Annotated in this window: 18 protein-coding genes; 10 read left to right on the forward strand and 8 right to left on the reverse strand. The window is 62.6% G+C overall.

Annotated features, from left to right (window positions below):
- Nucleotides 1–32: 32 nt before the first annotated feature.
- The 8 genes from KEC16_RS11375 to KEC16_RS11410 form a co-directional block, all read right to left on the reverse strand.
- Nucleotides 33–383: a thermonuclease family protein gene (locus tag KEC16_RS11375; RefSeq protein WP_211548945.1), complete on the reverse strand. Its 351-nt coding sequence runs from the start codon at nt 381–383 to the stop codon at nt 33–35.
- A gap of 404 nt (nt 384–787) precedes the next feature.
- Nucleotides 788–988: a hypothetical protein gene (locus KEC16_RS11380; protein ID WP_211548947.1), complete on the reverse strand. Its 201-nt coding sequence runs from the start codon at nt 986–988 to the stop codon at nt 788–790.
- A 21-nt stretch (nt 989–1,009) separates the two neighbouring features.
- Nucleotides 1,010–1,216: a hypothetical protein gene (locus KEC16_RS11385; protein ID WP_211548949.1), complete on the reverse strand. Its 207-nt coding sequence runs from the start codon at nt 1,214–1,216 to the stop codon at nt 1,010–1,012.
- A gap of 118 nt (nt 1,217–1,334) precedes the next feature.
- Nucleotides 1,335–1,934, reverse strand: a complete 600-nt coding sequence (locus KEC16_RS11390) for a hypothetical protein (protein ID WP_211548951.1) — start codon at nt 1,932–1,934, stop codon at nt 1,335–1,337.
- A gap of 42 nt (nt 1,935–1,976) precedes the next feature.
- Nucleotides 1,977–2,396, reverse strand: coding sequence for a secondary thiamine-phosphate synthase enzyme YjbQ (locus KEC16_RS11395; protein ID WP_211548953.1), 420 nt, complete (start codon nt 2,394–2,396; stop codon nt 1,977–1,979).
- On the reverse strand, nt 2,393–3,412 hold the full coding sequence (locus KEC16_RS11400) for an alpha/beta hydrolase (RefSeq protein WP_211548955.1): 1,020 nt from the start codon (nt 3,410–3,412) through the stop codon (nt 2,393–2,395). Before KEC16_RS11400 ends, KEC16_RS11395 begins: the two co-directional genes overlap by 4 nt.
- A 52-nt stretch (nt 3,413–3,464) precedes the next feature.
- Nucleotides 3,465–4,157, reverse strand: coding sequence for a 7-cyano-7-deazaguanine synthase QueC (gene queC, locus KEC16_RS11405; RefSeq protein WP_211548958.1), 693 nt, complete (start codon nt 4,155–4,157; stop codon nt 3,465–3,467).
- A 4-nt stretch (nt 4,158–4,161) separates the two neighbouring features.
- Nucleotides 4,162–4,704 carry an aspartate 1-decarboxylase gene (locus KEC16_RS11410; RefSeq protein ID WP_211548960.1) on the reverse strand — a complete coding sequence of 181 codons (543 nt, stop codon included), beginning with the start codon at nt 4,702–4,704 and terminating at the stop codon, nt 4,162–4,164.
- 93 nt (nt 4,705–4,797) lie between these two features.
- Here KEC16_RS11410 and KEC16_RS11415 point away from each other — a divergent pair, with 93 nt between their 5' ends.
- The 10 genes from KEC16_RS11415 (at nt 4,798) to KEC16_RS11460 (ending at nt 18,436) form a co-directional block, all read left to right on the forward strand.
- Entirely contained in the window at nt 4,798–5,187 is a 390-nt protein-coding gene (locus KEC16_RS11415) for a VOC family protein (RefSeq protein WP_211548962.1), read from the forward strand.
- 64 nt (nt 5,188–5,251) lie between these two features.
- Nucleotides 5,252–5,896 carry a metalloendopeptidase gene (locus KEC16_RS11420; protein WP_211548964.1) on the forward strand — a complete coding sequence of 215 codons (645 nt, stop codon included), beginning with the start codon at nt 5,252–5,254 and terminating at the stop codon, nt 5,894–5,896.
- Between the two features lie 123 nt (nt 5,897–6,019).
- A complete protein-coding gene (locus KEC16_RS11425; RefSeq protein ID WP_211548966.1) occupies nt 6,020–8,515 on the forward strand; it encodes a bacteriohemerythrin in 2,496 nt (831 codons plus the stop codon).
- 49 nt (nt 8,516–8,564) lie between these two features.
- Nucleotides 8,565–9,407, forward strand: a complete 843-nt coding sequence (dapF, locus tag KEC16_RS11430; RefSeq protein ID WP_211548968.1) for a diaminopimelate epimerase — start codon at nt 8,565–8,567, stop codon at nt 9,405–9,407.
- Entirely contained in the window at nt 9,404–10,654 is a 1,251-nt protein-coding gene (mtaB, locus tag KEC16_RS11435) for a tRNA (N(6)-L-threonylcarbamoyladenosine(37)-C(2))-methylthiotransferase MtaB (RefSeq protein WP_211548970.1), read from the forward strand. The genes dapF and mtaB overlap by 4 nt, the downstream gene beginning before the upstream one ends.
- Before the next feature lie 108 nt (nt 10,655–10,762).
- Nucleotides 10,763–11,833, forward strand: coding sequence for a signal recognition particle-docking protein FtsY (gene ftsY / locus KEC16_RS11440; protein WP_211548972.1), 1,071 nt, complete (start codon nt 10,763–10,765; stop codon nt 11,831–11,833).
- Between the two features lie 330 nt (nt 11,834–12,163).
- Nucleotides 12,164–13,120, forward strand: a complete 957-nt coding sequence (gene mdh, locus KEC16_RS11445) for a malate dehydrogenase (protein WP_211548974.1) — start codon at nt 12,164–12,166, stop codon at nt 13,118–13,120.
- 134 nt (nt 13,121–13,254) lie between these two features.
- Nucleotides 13,255–14,451, forward strand: coding sequence for an ADP-forming succinate--CoA ligase subunit beta (gene sucC, locus KEC16_RS11450; protein ID WP_211548976.1), 1,197 nt, complete (start codon nt 13,255–13,257; stop codon nt 14,449–14,451).
- 1 nt (nt 14,452) lies between these two features.
- Nucleotides 14,453–15,328: a succinate--CoA ligase subunit alpha gene (sucD, locus tag KEC16_RS11455; protein WP_211548978.1), complete on the forward strand. Its 876-nt coding sequence runs from the start codon at nt 14,453–14,455 to the stop codon at nt 15,326–15,328.
- Nucleotides 15,329–15,472: 144 nt separating this feature from the next.
- A complete protein-coding gene (locus KEC16_RS11460) occupies nt 15,473–18,436 on the forward strand; it encodes a 2-oxoglutarate dehydrogenase E1 component (RefSeq protein WP_211549166.1) in 2,964 nt (987 codons plus the stop codon).
- Nucleotides 18,437–18,450 lie beyond the last annotated feature (14 nt).

Raw genomic sequence — 18,450 nt, forward strand, 5'->3', positions numbered from 1 at the left:
CGCGGGATATGGCATGGGGCCATGAGGCACATTCAAGGCGTCGCGGTCTCGGTGCACCAGGGCTGTTTGGTGCGGCCGCCATATGCGCGGGCCAGGCCATTGCTCAGCAGCAAATCCCCCAGGTCTTCGCCGTGGGCGGTAACGATGCGGGCGACGACCCGCTTGCCAAATTTATCGGCGATGACGTCGTGCAAGGTGATGGCGTCATCGGTCAGTTTCGCGACGGTAAAGCTTTCGGCCTTTTCCGCCGCTTGGCGTTCGCTGTCACATTTTCCTCGTTTTTCCGGCGTATCGATACCCAGCAGGCGGACACGGGTCTCCACCTCCTGGCCCAACCAGATGCGGGCGCGGACCAAGACGGTGTCGCCGTCAATGACCCGCATGACCCGAGCGGGAATAGGGCCGGGGAGGCGCTCTTCTTCTGCCGCGGTCGGAACGGAAGGAAGAGAAAGCAGACCCAGGGCGAATGCGAGGAAAAGGCGGCTTATGTTCACATTAAATCTTCATAAAGTTGCATTTTGCGAAATCCTGTCCCTGGCTTTGGGACGGATATGCAATCTTTACGAAAACAAAGGAAACATTGCAAGAACATTTGCCGCAAGCAGCCTTGCCGAGGCGCAGCTTTATTGCGTCCCGGTTTCTCCACCGCTCAAGGAGGAAACGTCCTCGCGACTGTAATTGGGCGCAGCCCCTGCCCCGCGATTGACCAACACCCCCCAAGCCGCGCGAACAAATCCGCGCTCACCCAGAACGTCTTGAGCCATCAACCGGCGACCCATTCCGCAGCCTAGAACACCTGGGCGCCCTTGCGGCGGAGAACGCGGCCGTCCAAGGTCACGGTTTCCTCCGGTGTGTCGCCGACCACGGTGCAGATCTTGACGTCGGGCAGCGCCTGGGCCATGCGGCAGGCGAAGTCAAAACGTTCCTGCATGGATAAGCTTTCCAGCGGAGGATAGATGTTGCCGGTGTTGAGTTGAATTGTTCCCATGATTCCCGCCACCATCGTCATTTAAAACAGATCAATGCCGTCATCGACCAAATCCTCGCCCCTGAACACCACTTCGTCGCCGAGTTGCGAGCCCAAATGGGCATGGACTTCGGCATCGGGGATGGTGCGGGCAATGAATGAGGCGAATTCGTACAGATACTGCGACGTGTCCACCGTCAGCGGCTGATACCGGCTATCGCGGTTGGCTTCCACCCTGACCATGAACATAACAGCCTCCTGTGCGTTGACACGATCATAGGCGCATCGGACGCACAAAGGGCATGCGAATCACGGCGTCCTTGCCATGCTTGGAACTCATGGGCAAACGCGTAAAATTGAAAGGAATTCAGCGTGTGGTCATGGCGGTGAATTGCTGGGTGAATTCAGCCCGGAGCGAAGCCTCGATCTCGGCCCATAGCGTCGGGGCAATGGTGCCGGCGCTTTGTCCGCCCATACCGGACAGGCCTTGGGCGCAGACCCAGTCGGGACTGATGGTGTGGGCGAACAGATCGGGACGGGCCAGGGCGCGCAAGCCGGCCTGGCCGAATTCATGCGCATGCTGATGACCGTAACGGGCGACCATTGCCGCTTGTCGGGCCAGGCCCGAGACGGCGCGGCGGGCGGATGAATCGCGACAGCGCCCGGAATCGTATTGGCCGCGGATCAAGGCGATGGCGTACCATTCCAAGGAATCGCTGGTCTTTTCCGTCGCCAGCAGGCGGCGCGACAGATCAAACAAATAGCCCGATGACAGCGCCAATTGGTGGGTTTGGATCCAGGCGATCACCTGGGCATCGTCGGACGACGCCAAGGTGACGACCCGGCCGAAGAGGTCGGCTTGGGCCATCCAATCAGCCGGTGGCGGATTGGGCAGGTCGGCGGCCTGGGTGGGGAAAGTCAGAAATAGAGCAGCCGCCAGGGCTGCCGCATGCACGAAACGCGACATTTATGTCCCTTTCACCTGTCCCGGCGCCACTGTAGCGGCGGCTTAGCAGCCCGACAAGTGCAGGACGACACGGCGGCGCTGGGCCGAGGTCCGATGTTCGAAGACGTAAAGGCCCTGCCACCTGCCCAGGCCCAGGCCTCCATTCATTACCGGCACCGCCAGTTGGCTGGCGGTAAGGGCGGCGCGGATATGGGCGGGCATGTCGTCGGCCCCTTCCAGGGTATGGCGGTATAGGCGCGGATCATCGGGGACCAGCCGGGAAAAAAAGCGATCAAGATCGGCGCAGACGTCGGGATCGGCATTTTCCTGAATAAGCAGGCTGGCGGAGGTGTGCTGGATGAAGACGTTCAACACTCCCTGGGTCATGCCGGAGCGGGCGACAAAGTTAGCGGCTTGGTCGGTGAATTCGACCAAGCCGCGTCCCGGTGTCGCCACATTCAGGACGGCTTGCGCCTGTCTCACCGATGTTCTTCCAAAAATCCGTGGACGGCTTGGAACAATTGGTGACGGTTCTTTTCCAGCAACAGCAGATGGGTGCCTTCGCCGATCAAGACATAGCGTCGGGCCGAGGTGCCGGTAAGATGCGCGAACAGCGACAGGCCCATGGCCGGCGGCGTATCGACATCCCATTCGCCTTGAATAACCAGGGTCGGGGCGGAAATGCGTTCCGGCTTCCATGCCGGTGTGCCGGCGCCCCAGGTCCTGAGCGCATCGGCGACGGCGCCATTGGGAACCTTCAAGCTCTGCTCGCCCTCGACGCCGCCGGACAGGGCGGCCAGCCAAGCCTTCTTCGCGTCATCGGCGATCAGTTCCTTGCGTTCCTTGTCCGGCAGATTTTGGCCCCAACGCCGCGAAATCTGGAACAAGGGCACCGCTCGCCACGCCCCCAATTCCTTGATGGCCTCGGGCGGGGCGGGCTCGTCGGACAGCCATGGCGGCGCATACAAGACCAGCTTGTTGATCTTGTTCGAGGCGTTGGTGGCATAAGTCCCGGCCAAGGTGGCGCCCCAGGACCAACCGACAATGGTCAGCTTATCCAGGCCGCGCCGCGACAAAATGTATTCCACCGTCTTGGAGACATCGCGCAAGGCGGCCTCGGAATCGACCAGGGGCGGTTTGCCTTCGGCGGGCTGGTTCATTTCCGCCGGCTTGCCCGAAGCGCCATAGCCGCGGATGTCCAGGGCATAGACGTCATAGCCACGGCGAGCCAAATAATCCATCCAGCTGACGCCGTTGATGGGCAGGTCGAAGGTCGAGATGCCGGGAAAAGTGGCGCCGTGCAGGAACAGCACGGTGGTTTCGGCCTTGGCGCCGTAATATTCGTCAGGATGCTTGTTGCGCAGGTGCAGACGGATGCCGTCGTCGCGGGCGTCGAATTCCAAATTCTCGGTGACAATGGCCGAGGGCGGCAGCACCTTTTGCGCCCAAGCCGGAGCGGTCACCAAGAAAGCGAATAGAAAAATCACCAAGCGCAGCATGACATCTCCCCAAAACGTCAGGCGGGCATGATGGCGGTGTGATCAGATCAAGTCAAATATCACGGGCATAAGGGGCCGGATCGTGTAATCCGGCCTCGGCGAAGCCCTTCAGCCGCAGCTGGCAGGCATCGCAACGGCCGCAAGCATGGCCGTGGGGATCGGGATCGTAACAGCTTGAGGTCAGCCCGTAATCGACCCCCAGGCGGCGGCCCTGGGCGATGATTTGCGCCTTGCTCAGATTGATCAGCGGGGCGTGGATGGTCAGGCGGTGACCTTCGATCCCGGCTTTGGTCGCCAGATTGGCCATGGTTTCAAAGGCCTTGATATATTCCGGCCGGCAATCGGGATAGCCGGAATAATCCACCGCGTTGACGCCGACAAAGATATCGGCGGAGCCCAGCACCTCGGCGAAGGCCAGGGCGAAGGCCAGCATGATGGTGTTGCGCGCCGGCACATAGGTGATGGGGATTTCCGCGTCCATCTGCGCTTCGTTGCGGTCCTTGGGCACGTCGATGTCGGCGGTCAGGGCCGAGCCGCCAAAGGTGCGCAGGTCGATATCGACGATGCGATGATCGGTGACGCCGGCCGCCACGGCCACCTTGGCGGCGCATTCCAGCTCGACCTGATGGCGCTGGCCATAGCGGAACGACAAGGCGGCGCAGTCAAAGCCCTGCTCGGCGGCAAGGGCGAGGACGGTGGCGGAATCCAGTCCGCCGGACAGCAAGATGACGGCTTTGGAGCGCATGGTCCTACAACGAAAAATGGGAGGCGACGAAGGTGTCGATATCGGTTTCCGACCAGCCCTTGGCCGACAATTCGGCCCGAATGGCGGCGACATTGACGTTGGGCCAAGTGTGGCAACTCTCCACCGTGTGCTTGTCAGCGTCCATGATGCGGAAATCATAGGGCCGCTGTTCGCTTTGGAAGACGTCGTAATAAAGCACCTGATCGATCTGATTGTCGGGCAGGAAGGTCAGGATGCGCGGCTTGAGCGTATAAAGCTCCTCGGGGCCCTTGATGTAATCGGCCGAGGCGATGATCACTTCGTCGCCAAGCTGGCAGGTGCGGGCGGCGGCGCCGTTGAGGATGCAGCAGCGCGAGCCGGGCTGGCCGAAGATGACATAGGTCGAGATGCGGGCCCCGGAATTCTTGTTCCAGATTTCCACGAATTCCATGGGATAAATGCCGGCCAGGGCGCATTGCTCGGGATCAAGGGTGATCGAGCCGTGATAGTTCAAATCGGCGCTGGTGACGCGGATGCCGTGAAACTTTGCGCGGATGACCTTCATCATGGGGGCACCGGAGGTTGGGGCGGAACGTTCGCGGGACATAGACTAGAAATACCAGCTATGGCAATGAATTCTTGAGCGGAAAGGACATGATCAATGATCGCTTCCTTGGATCATCTGGTGCTGACAGTGGCCGATATCGAGGCCAGCATCGGTTTTTACAGCACCGTTCTGGGCATGGAACGGGTCAGTTTCGCCGGTGGCCGTACCGCCTTGGCCTTTGGCCAGCAAAAAATCAATCTGCATCTCAAGGGGCATGAATTCGAGCCCAAGGCCAAAGTGCCGCAACCCGGTTCCGCCGATCTGTGCTTTGTCGCCGCGGTGCCATTGACGGCGGTCCAGGCGCGCTTGGCCGCCCATGCCATTGCCATCGAAGCAGGGCCGGTGGCTCGTACCGGGGCGGTGGGGCCGATCATGTCGGTCTATGTGCGCGATCCCGATGATAATTTGATCGAGATTTCCTCCTATGCATTAGAAAGCGATTGATTTCACGACTCGGGCGAATCAGTATTTCGCGGTTAAGGCTTCCCCTGACCACGAGATATCGCCCATGGACGCGCAAAAGCTTGCCAAGGTCTTGGCCATGGCCGCCTCGGACAATGAAACCGAGGCTCTGCACGCTTTGCGCACCGCCCGGCGGCTGCTGGAGGGCCAGGGCAGCGATTTCGTCGAACTGGCCGAGCGTCTGGCCAGTCGGGACGGCAAGGCCGAGGCGCTGGAAGACGCGGTTTTCGATCTGCGCAACGAAATCCGTCAGCTGCGGGCCGAGAACGAGCGGCTGCGCCAAGGCCGTCCGGCGGTCAGCCCGACGGCGGAACCGCCCCGTTTGCCCGATGCCGCCCGCACCGCCGCCGAGATGATTCGCTTGCAAGCGGAACTGGATGGCGTCCGCGCTGAAATGCTGCGGGTTCAGGCGCATGAAGCGACAGTGCAGGAACAATTCCGCCAAGCCTTGGCCGCGGCGGGGGATTTGGGCCTGCGCCTGTCCGAGGCGGACAGCCGGCGCATGCGTCTGGAAGCGGAGAACCGCCGTCTCAGCCATGCCAATCATGGCTTGAAGGTGGAACTGGCGGAAGCCCAGGCCCTGCGGTCAATGCCGGTTCCCTTGGCTGCCCAAGGCGTAAAGCCGGCGCATAATCCGGGGAAAAAGGCGGGTATATCCGCCAAAGGGCGAGGGCAATACGCTCTTTTTTAAGCCGTATTAATCCCAAAGTGCATCCTACATGCCGGTTTATTTCTGCTAATTTCACCGCGTTATGAAGCGTCATTGAGCCGAATGGGTTTCGGCTTTGGCCGCAGGATGCATGTGGAGGATAGGATGGCTTTGTTGACCTGGAGCGGCGAGCTCAGTGTCGGCGTTTCCGCTTTGGATGACGACCATCGTCATCTGGTCGATCTGATCAACGAGATGAGCGCGGCCATCGACAACCGGCGTGGGGCCCAAGTGGTCGGCTCGGTGCTCGGGCGGCTCGGCCAGCATGTGGCGGATCATTTCGCCCGCGAGGAAAGCCTGCTGCACGCCAGCCACTATCCCGAAGCCGATGATCATGCCCAGCAACATGCCGCGACCATCACCCGCCTGCGTGAATTACAAGCGCTGGCCGCCGAGGATGACACCAAGGCCGCCCATGCGGTGTTGGACTTCCTGAAGGCTTGGTTCATCAATCACGTGGTCGGCAATGACCTGAAATTGCGCGATTTTTTCCGCGAAAAGGGGGTTGCCGACATCGGTGGCGGCGCGCGGCCGGGGGTGCTGGCGCGGTTGGCGGCCCGCACCGATTTTCTGTCGCTCAAGACGCGTATCATGATCGTGGCCGGGGCGCCGCTGGTGGTTATCGCCATCTTGGTGCTGATCAATCTGGTCGGGGCGCTGGACAAGGTCGGGCGGCAGAAAAACATCATCAACCTCGCCCAGTTCAGCACCGTCAGTTCGGCGCTGATCCACGAAATGCAAAAGGAACGCGGCGCCTCGGCCTTATTTTTGGGCAGCAAGGGAACGCAGTTCGGGACCGAACTGGCGGCGCAGCGGCAAACCACCGATGGCCGTTTGGCGGTATTCCGCGATGCTGCCCGCACCATGGTGACGATGCTGTCGGGCGTCGAGGCCGAACGCTTGGCGCGCGCGGTCGCCGATCTCGATAAATTGGCCGACATGCGCAAGGGCACCGATGGTCAAACCCTGCCGGTGCCGCAGGTGTTGGGCTATTACACCGGGGCCATCGGCAATCAGCTTGGGGTGGTTGAAGCCATGAGCCATCTGGCCAATGACGCCGAAATGGCCATGACCCTGAACGCCTATACGGCGATCTTGAACGCCAAGGAACGCGCCGGGCAGGAGCGGGCCACCGGTTCCGCCGGTTTCGCCGCCGGCACGTTCTCGCCGCCCTTGCATCGGCGGCTGAATGAATTGGGAGCCGAGCAAACGGCCTTCTTGCATGTGTTTCGCACGACAGCCGGGGCCGCCGCCCTCGCCGCCTTGGACCGCGCCCAGGCCGACGAATCGGAAAAAAAGGTGGGCGAATGGCGCCGTGTCGCCAGTGACAGCCCGTTCACCGGCACGCTGAATGACATCAAGGCCCCGGATTGGTTCAAGCTGACCACCCGGCGCATCGACCAGATGAAATTGGTCGAAGACGCCGTCGCCGGTGAATTGATGGATCATGCCCGTCTTACCTTGGGGCGGCTGGTGTCGTCGGCGTGGTGGCAGGCGGGGGTGCTGGTGGCCTTGGTCGGTCTGTCGGCGCTGATGAGCACGCTGATCGTCGCCGGTCTGGTGCCGCCGCTGCTGGCGGCGCGTCAAGCCACCGCCCGCCTGGCCGAAGGCGACCGCACGGTCGAGATTCCCGGTCAGCACTTGCGGGACGAATTGGGCGAATTGGCCCGCGCCATCCAATTCTTCAAGGAACGCCTGATCAGTGCCGAATTGATGAGCGCCAGCAGCAATGTCGACAGTCAAACCCGCATCGAGGCCATGCTGCGCAAAGAGCAGGCGGTGTCTCAATTTGACGAGCGCATGGCCAAATTCGTGGAAGAGGTGGGGGAAAGCGCTCAATCCCTGATGGTTTCCGCCGGCACCATGACGGAAGTGGCGTCGGAAACCGCGGCGCGCAGCGACGATGTGGCCCATGCCGCCACGGACACCTCGCAGCGGGTGCAATCCACCGCCGCCGCCACCGAGGAACTGGCCGCCTCCATCCGCGAGATCGCCCGTCAGGTCCAGACCCAGGCCAATGCCACGCGGGAAGCGGTGGACCAGGCCAAGGCCAGCAATGCCCAGGTGGATGGTTTGCGCCATTCGGCCGAACGCATCGGCGAAGTGGTGCAGTTGATCCAGACCATCGCCAGCCAGACCAATCTGCTGGCGCTGAACGCGACGATCGAGGCGGCACGGGCCGGAGATGCCGGCAAAGGCTTCGCCGTGGTCGCCAATGAGGTGAAATCCCTGGCCAACCAGACCGCCAAGGCCACCGACGAAATCATCGACCAAGTAGGCGCCATCCAAGCGGCGACCCGCACTTCGGTCGAGGCCATTCGCGCCATCACCGAGCGCATCACCGGAATCGACGAAATTTCCGCCGCCGTCGCCGCCGCTGTCGAGGAACAAGAAGCCGCCACGGCCGAGATCAGCCGCAATGTGCAGGAGACCTCGCTGTCCACCGATCAGGTCAGCGCCAATATCGGCGAGGTTCTGCACGCCACGCAACGGGCGGAAGCGGCGGCGAAAGAGGTGTCGGCGGCGGCCGAAACGCTTGGGGGGCACACCGAGATGTTGCGCGGCGAAGTGCGCAAGTTCCTGGCCGAGGTCCGCTCTTGAAGACGGGCGGGGCTGGACTCGTCCCGCTCCGCCCCCATATAACCGGATCATGACTGACATCAACGGCCTCCCCTTTTTGAAGATGCATGGCTTGGGCAACGATTTCGTTGTTCTGGACGTGCGCGATTCGGGCTTTGCCCTGACCTCGGACAGGGCGCGGGCCATCGCCGACCGCCGCACCGGCATCGGCTGCGATCAGGTGGTGGTGATTGAGCCGGCGCGCTCCAATCTGTCCGACGCCTGGATGAGTTTGTGGAACGCCGACGGCTCGGAAACCGCGGCCTGCGGCAACGCCACACGCTGCGTCGCCTGGTTGCTGATGCAGGCGGCCGGCATCGACCGGGTGGTCATCGAAACCAAGGCGGGATTGCTGGATGCCGAAAGCCGGGGCGGGCGCATGGTCGCCGTCGACATGGGGCCGGCGCGGCTGGATTGGCGCGAATTGCCGCTGGCCAAGGCGGTGGATACGCTGAATCTGGGCATTGGCCTGGGGGCGCTGCAAAATCCGGTGGGGGTCAGCATGGGCAACCCTCATGCGGTGTTCTTCGTCGATGACGTCGCCGCCATCGACCTGGCGGTGCTGGGGCCGGTGCTGGAACATCACGACATCTTCCCCGAACGCGCCAACATCGAAGCGGCGCAAGTGCTTGGCCCTGATCGCATCCGCATGCGGGTGTGGGAACGCGGCACCGGCATCACCAGCGCCTGTGGCACCGGCGCGTGCGCCACCCTGGTGGCGGCGGCGCGGCGCGGACTGACCGGGCGCAAGGCCGATGTGGTGCTGGATGGCGGGGCGCTGACCATCGAATGGCTGCCCGACGATCATGTGTTGATGACCGGCCCGGTGGCGCTGGTGGCCGAGGGACGGCTGGATTCCAGTTTGCTGTCATGACCGCGCCGCCCAAGATCGTCACCTTCGGCTGTCGCCTCAACGCCTATGAATCCGAGGTCATGCGCGAACACGCCAAGGCCATCGAAGGCGGCGTCGAGACGGTGATCGTCAACACCTGCGCCGTCACCGCCGAGGCCGAGCGTCAGGCCCGGCAGACCATCCGCAAACTGCGCCGCGACCACCCTAACGCCCGCATCGTCGTCACCGGCTGTGCCGCCCAGGTCGCCCCCGACAAGTTCGCCGCCATGGCCGAGGTCGATCAGGTGCTGGGCAATGCCGAGAAGATGCGGCCGACCATCTTCACCGCCCCGCCTGAAGATCGCATCGTCGTCGCCGACATCATGACGGTGCGCGAAACCGCCGCGCATCTGGTCTCTGGCTTTGATGGCCGGGCACGGGCGTTTGTCGAGGTGCAGACCGGCTGCGATCATCGCTGCACCTTCTGCATCATCCCGTTCGGGCGCGGCAACAACCGCTCGGTCCCCATGGGCCGCATCGTCGATCAGGTGCGGGCGCTGGTCGGCCAAGGCTTCGCCGAAGTGGTGTTCACCGGCGTCGACATCACCGCCTATGGCGGCGATCTGCCCGGTACGCCCAGCCTGGGGCAGATGGCCCGGCGATTGCTGGCGCAAGTGCCCGATTTGCCGCGCCTGCGGCTGTCGTCGCTGGACCCGGTGGAAGTGGATGACGATCTGTTGCGGCTGGTGGCGGAAGAACCCCGGCTGATGCCGCATTTTCATCTGTCGGCCCAGGCCGGCGACGACATGGTGTTGAAACGCATGAAGCGCCGCCATGGGCGCGCCGACGTCATTGCCTTGGCCGCCCGTCTGCGCGATCTGCGCCCGGACATCGCCTTGGGGGCCGACATCATCACCGGCTTTCCCACCGAGGATGAAGCGATGTTCCAGCGCTCGCTCGATCTGGTCGACGAGGCGGGGCTGACCCATCTGCACGTCTTCCCCTATAGTTCGCGTCCCGGCACCCCGGCGGCGCGGATGCCGAAAGTTCCCGGCGACGTGGTCAAGGAACGCGCCGCCCGCTTGCGGACCAAGGGGCAGGCGGCCATGGACGCTTTCGTCGATTCGCGTCTGGGCAAGACCGCCAGCGTGCTGGTGGAAAAGGACGGCCAGGGCTTTTGCCAGCATTATCTGCCGGTCCGTCTCACCGCCGCCGCCGCCGAAGGCGCCGTCATGCCGGTGCGGATCAGCGGCCGCGATGGCGCCGTGCTGGTGGGGTCGCCGATTTAATCGGCGGAACCGTGCCGCTGTCGTGCGCCGCTGCCGGGCTTGACCCGATGCTCTTCGCGGTGCCACAAGGGACGGCGTTCACATAAGATTTGCAAAAAGGACCAGGGCATGAGCGGCAAGGGATTGTTCGGCAGATTGTTCGGCGGCAAATCGGACCCGGTGGCGAATGAAGCCGATGCCGTGGCGGTGCCGCCTGTCGATGCCCCGGAAGACGTGGTCATCGCCGACGATCCCCGTCCGGCTGAAATCGTCGCCGAGGCGCCGCAATCCTGGTTGAGCCGCCTCAAGGGCGGTCTCAGCAAATCCTCCTCCAAGCTGACCACCGGGCTGGGCGACCTGTTCACCAAGCGCAAGCTTGACGACGCGGCCTTGGAGGATCTGGAGGATTTGCTGATCACCACCGATCTGGGGGTCGGGGCGGCATCGCGCGTCACCAAGCGTCTGGCCAAAAGCCGGTTTGGTCAAGACGTCGGCGCCGAGGAGATCAAACAGGTGCTGGCCGAGGAAGTGGCGCAGATCCTGGCCCCGGTCGCCAAGCCGCTGGAACCGGCCTGTGTCGCCCGCCCGCATGTGGTGCTGGTGGTCGGCGTCAATGGTTCGGGCAAGACCACCACCATCGGCAAGATGGCCAAGCATTTCAAGGATCAGGGCAAGCAGGTGGCCTTGGCCGCCGGCGATACCTTCCGCGCCGCCGCCGTCGAGCAATTGAAGGTGTGGGGCGAACGGACCAATTGTCCGGTTTTCGCCCGCGACACCGGCGCCGACGCCGCCGGCCTGGTGTTTGACGCCATGGCCGAATCGGCGGGGCGCGGCGACGATCTTTTGTTCATCGACACCGCCGGCCGCCTGCAGAACAAGGCCGATCTGATGGAAGAGCTGCGCAAGGTGGTGCGGGTGATCAAAAAGCAAGACGAGACCGCCCCCCATGACGTGCTGCTGGTCCTGGACGCGACGGTGGGCCAGAACGCCCATTCCCAGGTCGAGGTGTTCAAGGACATGGTCGACGTCACCGGCTTGATCTTGACCAAATTGGATGGCACGGCGCGGGGCGGCGTGCTGGTCGCCTTGGCGGAAAAATTCGCCCTGCCGGTTCATGCCATCGGAATCGGCGAAAAGGTCGAGGATTTGCGTCCCTTCGACGCCACCGCCTTCGCCCGCTCCCTGGTTGGGTTGGATTAAGGGTTTTACCGGGTAAAAGAGGGGGGTGAAATGGTCCGGCGATCAACACCCCACCCGAGCCGATCCACCCCTATGGGTGGGGTAAAACCTGTCCCGGGTAGGTTAATCTCGAATGAGTCCAAGGGTTTAGCTGAGAATGGTCACTTGCTGCACTGCAACCCGCGAGAAAATCGGCAATATTAAAAAAATCTAATATACCGGATGGGTGCGGCAATTGGCTTGCTCTTGGCGTGGAATCGGGTTACCTAAGCCCCCCATGGCGCATGCTGCGATGCGTCGCGGCCCACCCGTTCGTCCAGAACATCGATCACGTTCGAGGGAACTTTATCCATGGCACGCAAGAAGATTGCTCTCGTTGGCTCCGGTAACATTGGCGGCACGCTCGCCCACCTCATTGGCCTGAAGGAGCTGGGCGATGTGGTGATGTTCGACATTGCCGAGGGCATCCCCCAGGGCAAGGGTCTGGACATCGCCGAATCGACTCCGGTCGAGGGTGTGAATGCCCGCTATTCCGGCGCCAATGACTATTCCGCCATCAAGGACGCCGACGTGGTCATCGTCACCGCCGGCGTTCCGCGCAAGCCCGGCATGAGCCGCGATGACCTGATCGGTATCAACACCAAGGTCATGCAATCCGTCGGTCTGGGCATCAAGGAAAATGCCCCCAACGCCTTTGTCATCGTCATCACCAACCCGTTGGATGTGATGGTGTGGGTGTTGCAGCAGGCCTCGGGTCTGCCGGCGGAAAAGGTCGTCGGCATGGCCGGCGTGCTCGACTCGGCCCGCTTCCGCCACTTCCTGGCCGAAGAATTCAACGTTTCTCCCGAAGACGTCACCGCCTTCGTGCTGGGCGGCCACGGCGACACCATGGTGCCGCTGACCCGTTACTCCACCGTTGCCGGCATTCCGCTGCCGGATCTGGTGAAGATGGGCTGGACCACCCAGGAAAAGCTCGACCAGATCGTGCAGCGCACCCGTGACGGCGGCGCCGAGATCGTTGGCTTGCTCAAGACCGGTTCGGCTTTCTATGCCCCGGCCGCCTCGGGCGTCGCCATGGCCGAAGCCTATCTGAAGGACAAGAAGCGCGTCATGCCGGTTGCCGCCTTGGTCAAGGCCGGCCAGTTCGGCCAGAAAGACGACATCTATGTCGGCGTCCCGGTGGTGATCGGCGAAGGCGGCGTAGAGCGTCTGGTCGAAATCGAGCTGAGCGCCGAAGAACAAGTCGCTTTCGACAAGTCGGCCGACGCCGTCCGCAGCCTGGTGGCTGTGGCCAAGGGTCTGCTGTAAGTCTGGTGCCTGCCCGTGAAATCCAGTCCCTGGGTTTCACGGGCAGGGGTGCCGATTGATCGAATTGCGCGGTGAACTGAAATCTCGTCCATGCGGCGAAATCTCAAAACGTCACGCTAGGGGAGCGTAAATCCATGAATATTCATGAGTATCAGGGCAAGCAGGTGCTGTCCAAGTACGGCGTCGCCGTGCTCAAGGGCGGTGTCGCTTATACCCCCGACGAAGCCATTCAGGTGGCCAAGGAATTGGGCGGCCCGGTGTGGGTCGTCAAGTCGCAGATCCATGCCGGTGGCCGCGGCAAGGGCACCTTCAAGGGTGACGCTTCCGGCAAGGGCGGCGTTCGCGTCGTCAAGTCGGTCGAAGATGTCGCCGCCGCCGCCGACGCCATGTTGGGCAAGGTGCTGGTCACCGCCCAGACCGGCGAGCAGGGCAAGGAAGTCAAGCGCGTCTATGTGGAACAGGGCTGCGATATCCGTCGCGAACTGTATCTGGGCATGCTGATCGACCGCGCCACGTCGTGCGTCACCATCATGGCGTCCACCGAGGGCGGCATGGAGATCGAAGAAGTCGCCCACAAGTCGCCGGAAAAGATCTTGAAGGCCGCCATCGATCCGGTGCAGGGCTTCCAGCAGTATCACGGCCGCCAGTTGGCTTTCGGCTTGGGTCTGACCGGCAAGCAGGTCGGCGCCGCCGTCAAGTTCATGGCCGCCATGTACAAGGCGTTCATGGATCTGGATTGTTCGATTGTCGAAATCAACCCGCTGGTGGTCACCGGTGACGATCAGCTGATCGCGCTCGACGCCAAGGTGAACTTCGACGACAACGCCCTGTTCCGTCACAAGGACATCGAAGAGATGCGTGACGAATCGGAAGAAGATCCGGCGGAACTGGAAGCGGCCCGTCACAGCCTGAACTACATCAAGCTCGACGGCTCCATCGGCTGCATGGTCAACGGTGCCGGTCTGGCCATGGCCACCATGGACATCATCAAGCTGTACGGCGCCGAGCCGGCCAACTTCCTTGATGTCGGCGGCGGCGCCACCAAGGAACGCGTCACCACCGCGTTCAAGCTGATCTTGTCGGACCCGAACGTCGAAGGCATTCTGGTCAACATCTTCGGCGGCATCATGCGTTGCGACGTCATCGCCGAAGGCGTTGTCGCCGCTGCCCGCGAAGTCAGCCTGAACGTTCCGCTGGTCGTCCGTCTCGAAGGCACCAACGTCGATCTGGGCAAGAAGATCATGGCGCAGAGCGGCCTGCCGATCATCGCCGCCGACAACCTCGCCGATGCCGCCGAAAAGGTGGTCAAGGCCGTCAAGGAGGCCGCATAACATGGCCGTTCTCGTTAATGCCAACACCAAGGTGATCTGCCAGGGCTTCACCGGCGCTCAGGGCACCTTCCACTCCGAACAGGCCATCGCTTACGGCACCAAGATGGTTGGCGGCGTGACCCCCGGTAAGGGCGGCACCAAGCACCTGGACCTGCCGGTGTTCGACACCGTCGCCGAAGCCAAGGCCCGCACCGGCTGCAACGCCAGCGTCATCTATGTGCCGCCGCCCTTCGCCGCCGATGCCATCTTGGAAGCCATCGACGCCGAAATCGAACTGGCCGTCTGCATCACCGAAGGTATTCCGGTGGCTGACATGCTGGTGGTCAAGCGCGCCCTTCGCGGCTCCAAGACCCGTCTGATCGGCCCGAACTGCCCGGGTGTCATCACCCCCGGCGAATGCAAGATCGGCATCATGCCCGGTCACATTCACCAGCGCGGCAAGATCGGCATCGTCTCGCGTTCCGGCACCTTGACCTATGAAGCGGTGGCGCAGACCACCGCCGCCGGTCTGGGCCAGACCACCTGTATCGGTATTGGCGGTGATCCGATCAACGGCACCAACTTCATCGATAGCCTGGAAATGTTCCTGGACGATCCGGAAACCGAAGCGATCATCATGATCGGTGAAATCGGCGGCGACGCCGAAGTTCAGGGCGCCGAGCTGTTGCGTGCGTCCAAGATCAAGAAGCCGACCGTTGGCTTCATCGCCGGTCGTACCGCTCCTCCGGGCCGCCGCATGGGCCATGCCGGCGCGGTGATCTCGGGCGGCAACGACACCGCCGACTTCAAGATCGACGCCATGCGTTCCGCCGGAATCGCTGTCGCTGACAGCCCGGCCTCGCTCGGTTCGACCATGCTCAAGGTCCTCAAGGGCTAAGAGGTTAAGCGGCCCGATGCACCCGCCGGAGCATCGGGCCGTATCCTTGTCTTGGTTTTAGCGCCGTGACGGATCGGCGCCCGGCGGCGCCGCACCGTCCCGACTTGGCAGAAAGGGATGCGGTATCCCCCGCGTCAGCCCAATATGACGAACCAGTTCGACGAAACGTCCTTCCTGACCGGCGGCAACGCCGTGTTCATTGCCGAGCTTTACGCCCGCTATGTCGAGGATCCGTCCTCGGTGGACGCCTCGTGGGTGCAGTTCTTCACCGAATTGCGGGACGAGGGCGCGGCGATCGCGCAAGACTTCAAGGGCACCGCGGGCGCCAAGCGTGACCTTAAGATCATTGGAGCGATCGACCCGGAAGCCGCCGCCGCTGCCGCCGCCGCTGCCGCCAAAAAGGGCGGTAAGGACGCCAAGCCCGCTCCGGCCGCTGATCCGGCAATCCAACGCCAAGCGGTGCTCGATTCGATCCGTGCCCTGATGATGATCCGCACCTACCGGGTGCGCGGTCACTTGGAGGCCGATCTCGATCCGCTGCACCTGTCCAAGCGCGTGCCCCATCCCGAACTGGATTACCGCACCTATGGCTTCGTCGAAGCCGATCTGGACCGCGAAATTTTCATCGACAACGTGCTGGGGCTGGAAAGCGCCACCCTGCGCCAGATCATCAATGTTGTCCGCGCCACCTATTGCGGCAAGATCGGCGTCGAGTTCATGCACATTCAGGACCCGGACCAAAAGGCCTGGATCCAAAAGCGCATCGAAAGCGTGCGCAACCACACCGATTTCACCCCGCGCGGCAAGCGCGCCATCTTGGAGCGTCTGGTCGAGGCCGAAGGCTTCGAGCGCTTCTTGCAGCTGAAATACACCGGCACCAAGCGCTTTGGTCTGGAAGGCGGCGAATCGGTGATTCCGGCCTTGGAACAGATCGTCAAGCGCGGCGGCCAGTTGGGCGTCGAGGAAGTGGTCATCGGCATGGCCCACCGTGGCCGTCTGAACGTCTTGGCCAATTTCATGAAGAAGCCCTATCAGGTCATCTTCTCGGAATTCCAGGGCGGCACCGCCAACCCGTCGGACGTGCAGGGCTCGGGCGACGTCAAGTATCACCTGGGCACCTCAAGCGACCGTGATTTCGACGGCAATGTCGTCCATCTGAGCTTGCAGCCCAACCCGTCGCATCTGGAAGTGGCCAACCCGGTGGTCATCGGCCGCGTCCGCGCCAAGCAGCAGCAAAAGAACGACGACGACCGCAAGAAGGTGGTCGGCATCCTGCTGCACGGCGACGCCGCTTTCGCCGGCCAAGGCGTGGTGCCGGAAACCATGTTGCTGTCGCAGCTTGAAGGCTACCGCACCGGCGGCACCATCCACATCATCATCAACAACCAGATCGGCTTCACCACCGCGCCGGAATATTCGCGCTCGGGTCCGTATTCGTCCGACGTCGCCAAGGGCTTCCAATGCCCGGTGCTGCACGTCAATGGCGACGACCCGGAAGCGGTGGTGCATGTGGCCCGCATCGCCACCGAATACCGTCAGGAATTCGGCGCCGACGTGGTTATCGACATGATCTGCTATCGCCGTCACGGCCATAACGAATCGGACGAGCCGGCCTTCACCCAGCCGCTGATGTACCGCAAGATCGCCAGCCATCCGACCACCCGGGCCGTCTATGCCCAGCAGCTGGTGGCCGAGGGCTCGATGAGCCAGGAAGAAGCCGACGGCGTGGTCACCTCGTTCCAGGAAATGCTGGAACGTGAATTCGACGCCGCCAAGAGCTTTAGGCCCAACAAGGCCGATTGGCTGGAAGGCAAGTGGCAGGGCTTGGTGCAACTGGCCGACGAAGAAGAATTCCGTGAGGAAAAGACCGGCTGCGATATCGAGTTGCTGAAGGAAGTGGGGATGAAGCTGGCCCAGGTGCCGGCTGATTTCAACGTCAACCGCAAGATCTTGCGTCAGATGCAGGCCAAGGCGGAAATGATGCAGACGGGCCAGGGCATCGACTGGGCCACCGGCGAAGCCTTGGCGTTCGGCACCTTGCTGGTCGAAGGTCAAGGGGTGCGGCTGTCGGGCCAAGATTGCGGTCGCGGCACCTTCTCGCAGCGTCACTGCCGTCTGACCGATCAGGAAAACGAATCGCGCTACGAGCCCCTGAACCATATCCGCCAGGGCAATCAGGCTCATTTCGAAGTCATTGACAGCCCGCTGTCGGAAGAAGCGGTGCTGGGCTTTGAATACGGCTATTCGCTGGCCGAACCCAAGACCCTGACCCTGTGGGAAGGCCAGTTCGGCGATTTCGCCAACGGCGCCCAGGTGATCATCGACCAGTTCATCAATTCGGGCGAGTCCAAGTGGCTGCGCATGTCCGGTCTGGTGATGCTGCTGCCGCATGGTTATGAAGGCCAGGGGCCGGAACATTCGTCGGCGCGCTGGGAACGGTATCTCCAACTGTCGGCCGAAGATAATTGGCAGGTGTGCAACCTGACCACGCCGGGCAATTATTTCCATGCCCTGCGTCGCCAGTTGCAGCGCAATTTCCGCAAGCCGCTGATCATCATGACGCCGAAAAGCCTGTTGCGTCACAAGGGATGCGTCAGCAGCCTGGAAGACATGGCGCTGGGGTCGCGCTTCCGCCGCGTGTTGCCGGAAAGCGAGAACCTGGTGGCCGATGCCAAGATCCGCCGCGTCGTCGTCTGCTCGGGCAAGGTTTATTACGACCTGCTGGACGAGCGGACCAAGCGCGACATCAAGGACGTCGCCATCATCCGCATCGAGCAATTGTATCCGTGGCCCAAGGACACCTTGAAGGCCCAGCTCGCCCGCTATCCCAACGCCGATCTGGTGTGGGCGCAGGAAGAGCCGGCCAATATGGGGCCGTGGACCTTTGTCGATCGCCGCCTCGAATTCATCTGCGAGGAATTGCCCGACAATGTCGCCAAGCAGGCGCATTACGTCGGCCGCAAGGCCGCCGCTTCGCCGGCGACCGGCCTTTACAAGACCCATAACGCCGAACAGGCGTGGATCTGCGAGACCGCGCTGACCGGCAAGCCTGCCGATATGCCGGTGCCGTTCCGCCGCGCCACGGCTCTTTCGCGTCTCAACGCCTAGGTTCGAATAGGGAA

The organism is Magnetospirillum sulfuroxidans (genome assembly GCF_018224925.1).
In the GTDB taxonomy this organism is placed as follows: domain Bacteria; phylum Pseudomonadota; class Alphaproteobacteria; order Rhodospirillales; family Magnetospirillaceae; genus Magnetospirillum; species Magnetospirillum sulfuroxidans.

Excerpts from the sequence above, each read along its gene's own strand:
- sucC (WP_211548976.1), top strand. The coding sequence starts at position 13,255 with ATGAATATTCATGAGTATCAGGGCAAGCAGGTGCTGTCCAAGTACGGC.
- mtaB (WP_211548970.1), top strand. The coding sequence starts at position 9,404 with ATGACCGCGCCGCCCAAGATCGTCACCTTCGGCTGTCGCCTCAACGCC.
- KEC16_RS11460 (WP_211549166.1), top strand. The coding sequence starts at position 15,473 with ATGACGAACCAGTTCGACGAAACGTCCTTCCTGACCGGCGGCAACGCC.
- KEC16_RS11385 (WP_211548949.1), bottom strand. The coding sequence starts at position 1,216 with ATGTTCATGGTCAGGGTGGAAGCCAACCGCGATAGCCGGTATCAGCCG.
- mdh (WP_211548974.1), top strand. The coding sequence starts at position 12,164 with ATGGCACGCAAGAAGATTGCTCTCGTTGGCTCCGGTAACATTGGCGGC.
- KEC16_RS11375 (WP_211548945.1), bottom strand. The coding sequence starts at position 383 with ATGCGGGTCATTGACGGCGACACCGTCTTGGTCCGCGCCCGCATCTGG.
- KEC16_RS11425 (WP_211548966.1), top strand. The coding sequence starts at position 6,020 with ATGGCTTTGTTGACCTGGAGCGGCGAGCTCAGTGTCGGCGTTTCCGCT.
- sucD (WP_211548978.1), top strand. The coding sequence starts at position 14,453 with ATGGCCGTTCTCGTTAATGCCAACACCAAGGTGATCTGCCAGGGCTTC.
- KEC16_RS11390 (WP_211548951.1), bottom strand. The coding sequence starts at position 1,934 with ATGTCGCGTTTCGTGCATGCGGCAGCCCTGGCGGCTGCTCTATTTCTG.
- KEC16_RS11420 (WP_211548964.1), top strand. The coding sequence starts at position 5,252 with ATGGACGCGCAAAAGCTTGCCAAGGTCTTGGCCATGGCCGCCTCGGAC.
- ftsY (WP_211548972.1), top strand. The coding sequence starts at position 10,763 with ATGAGCGGCAAGGGATTGTTCGGCAGATTGTTCGGCGGCAAATCGGAC.
- KEC16_RS11415 (WP_211548962.1), top strand. The coding sequence starts at position 4,798 with ATGATCGCTTCCTTGGATCATCTGGTGCTGACAGTGGCCGATATCGAG.
- dapF (WP_211548968.1), top strand. The coding sequence starts at position 8,565 with ATGACTGACATCAACGGCCTCCCCTTTTTGAAGATGCATGGCTTGGGC.
- queC (WP_211548958.1), bottom strand. The coding sequence starts at position 4,157 with ATGCGCTCCAAAGCCGTCATCTTGCTGTCCGGCGGACTGGATTCCGCC.
- KEC16_RS11380 (WP_211548947.1), bottom strand. The coding sequence starts at position 988 with ATGGGAACAATTCAACTCAACACCGGCAACATCTATCCTCCGCTGGAA.
- KEC16_RS11410 (WP_211548960.1), bottom strand. The coding sequence starts at position 4,704 with ATGATGAAGGTCATCCGCGCAAAGTTTCACGGCATCCGCGTCACCAGC.
- KEC16_RS11400 (WP_211548955.1), bottom strand. The coding sequence starts at position 3,412 with ATGCTGCGCTTGGTGATTTTTCTATTCGCTTTCTTGGTGACCGCTCCG.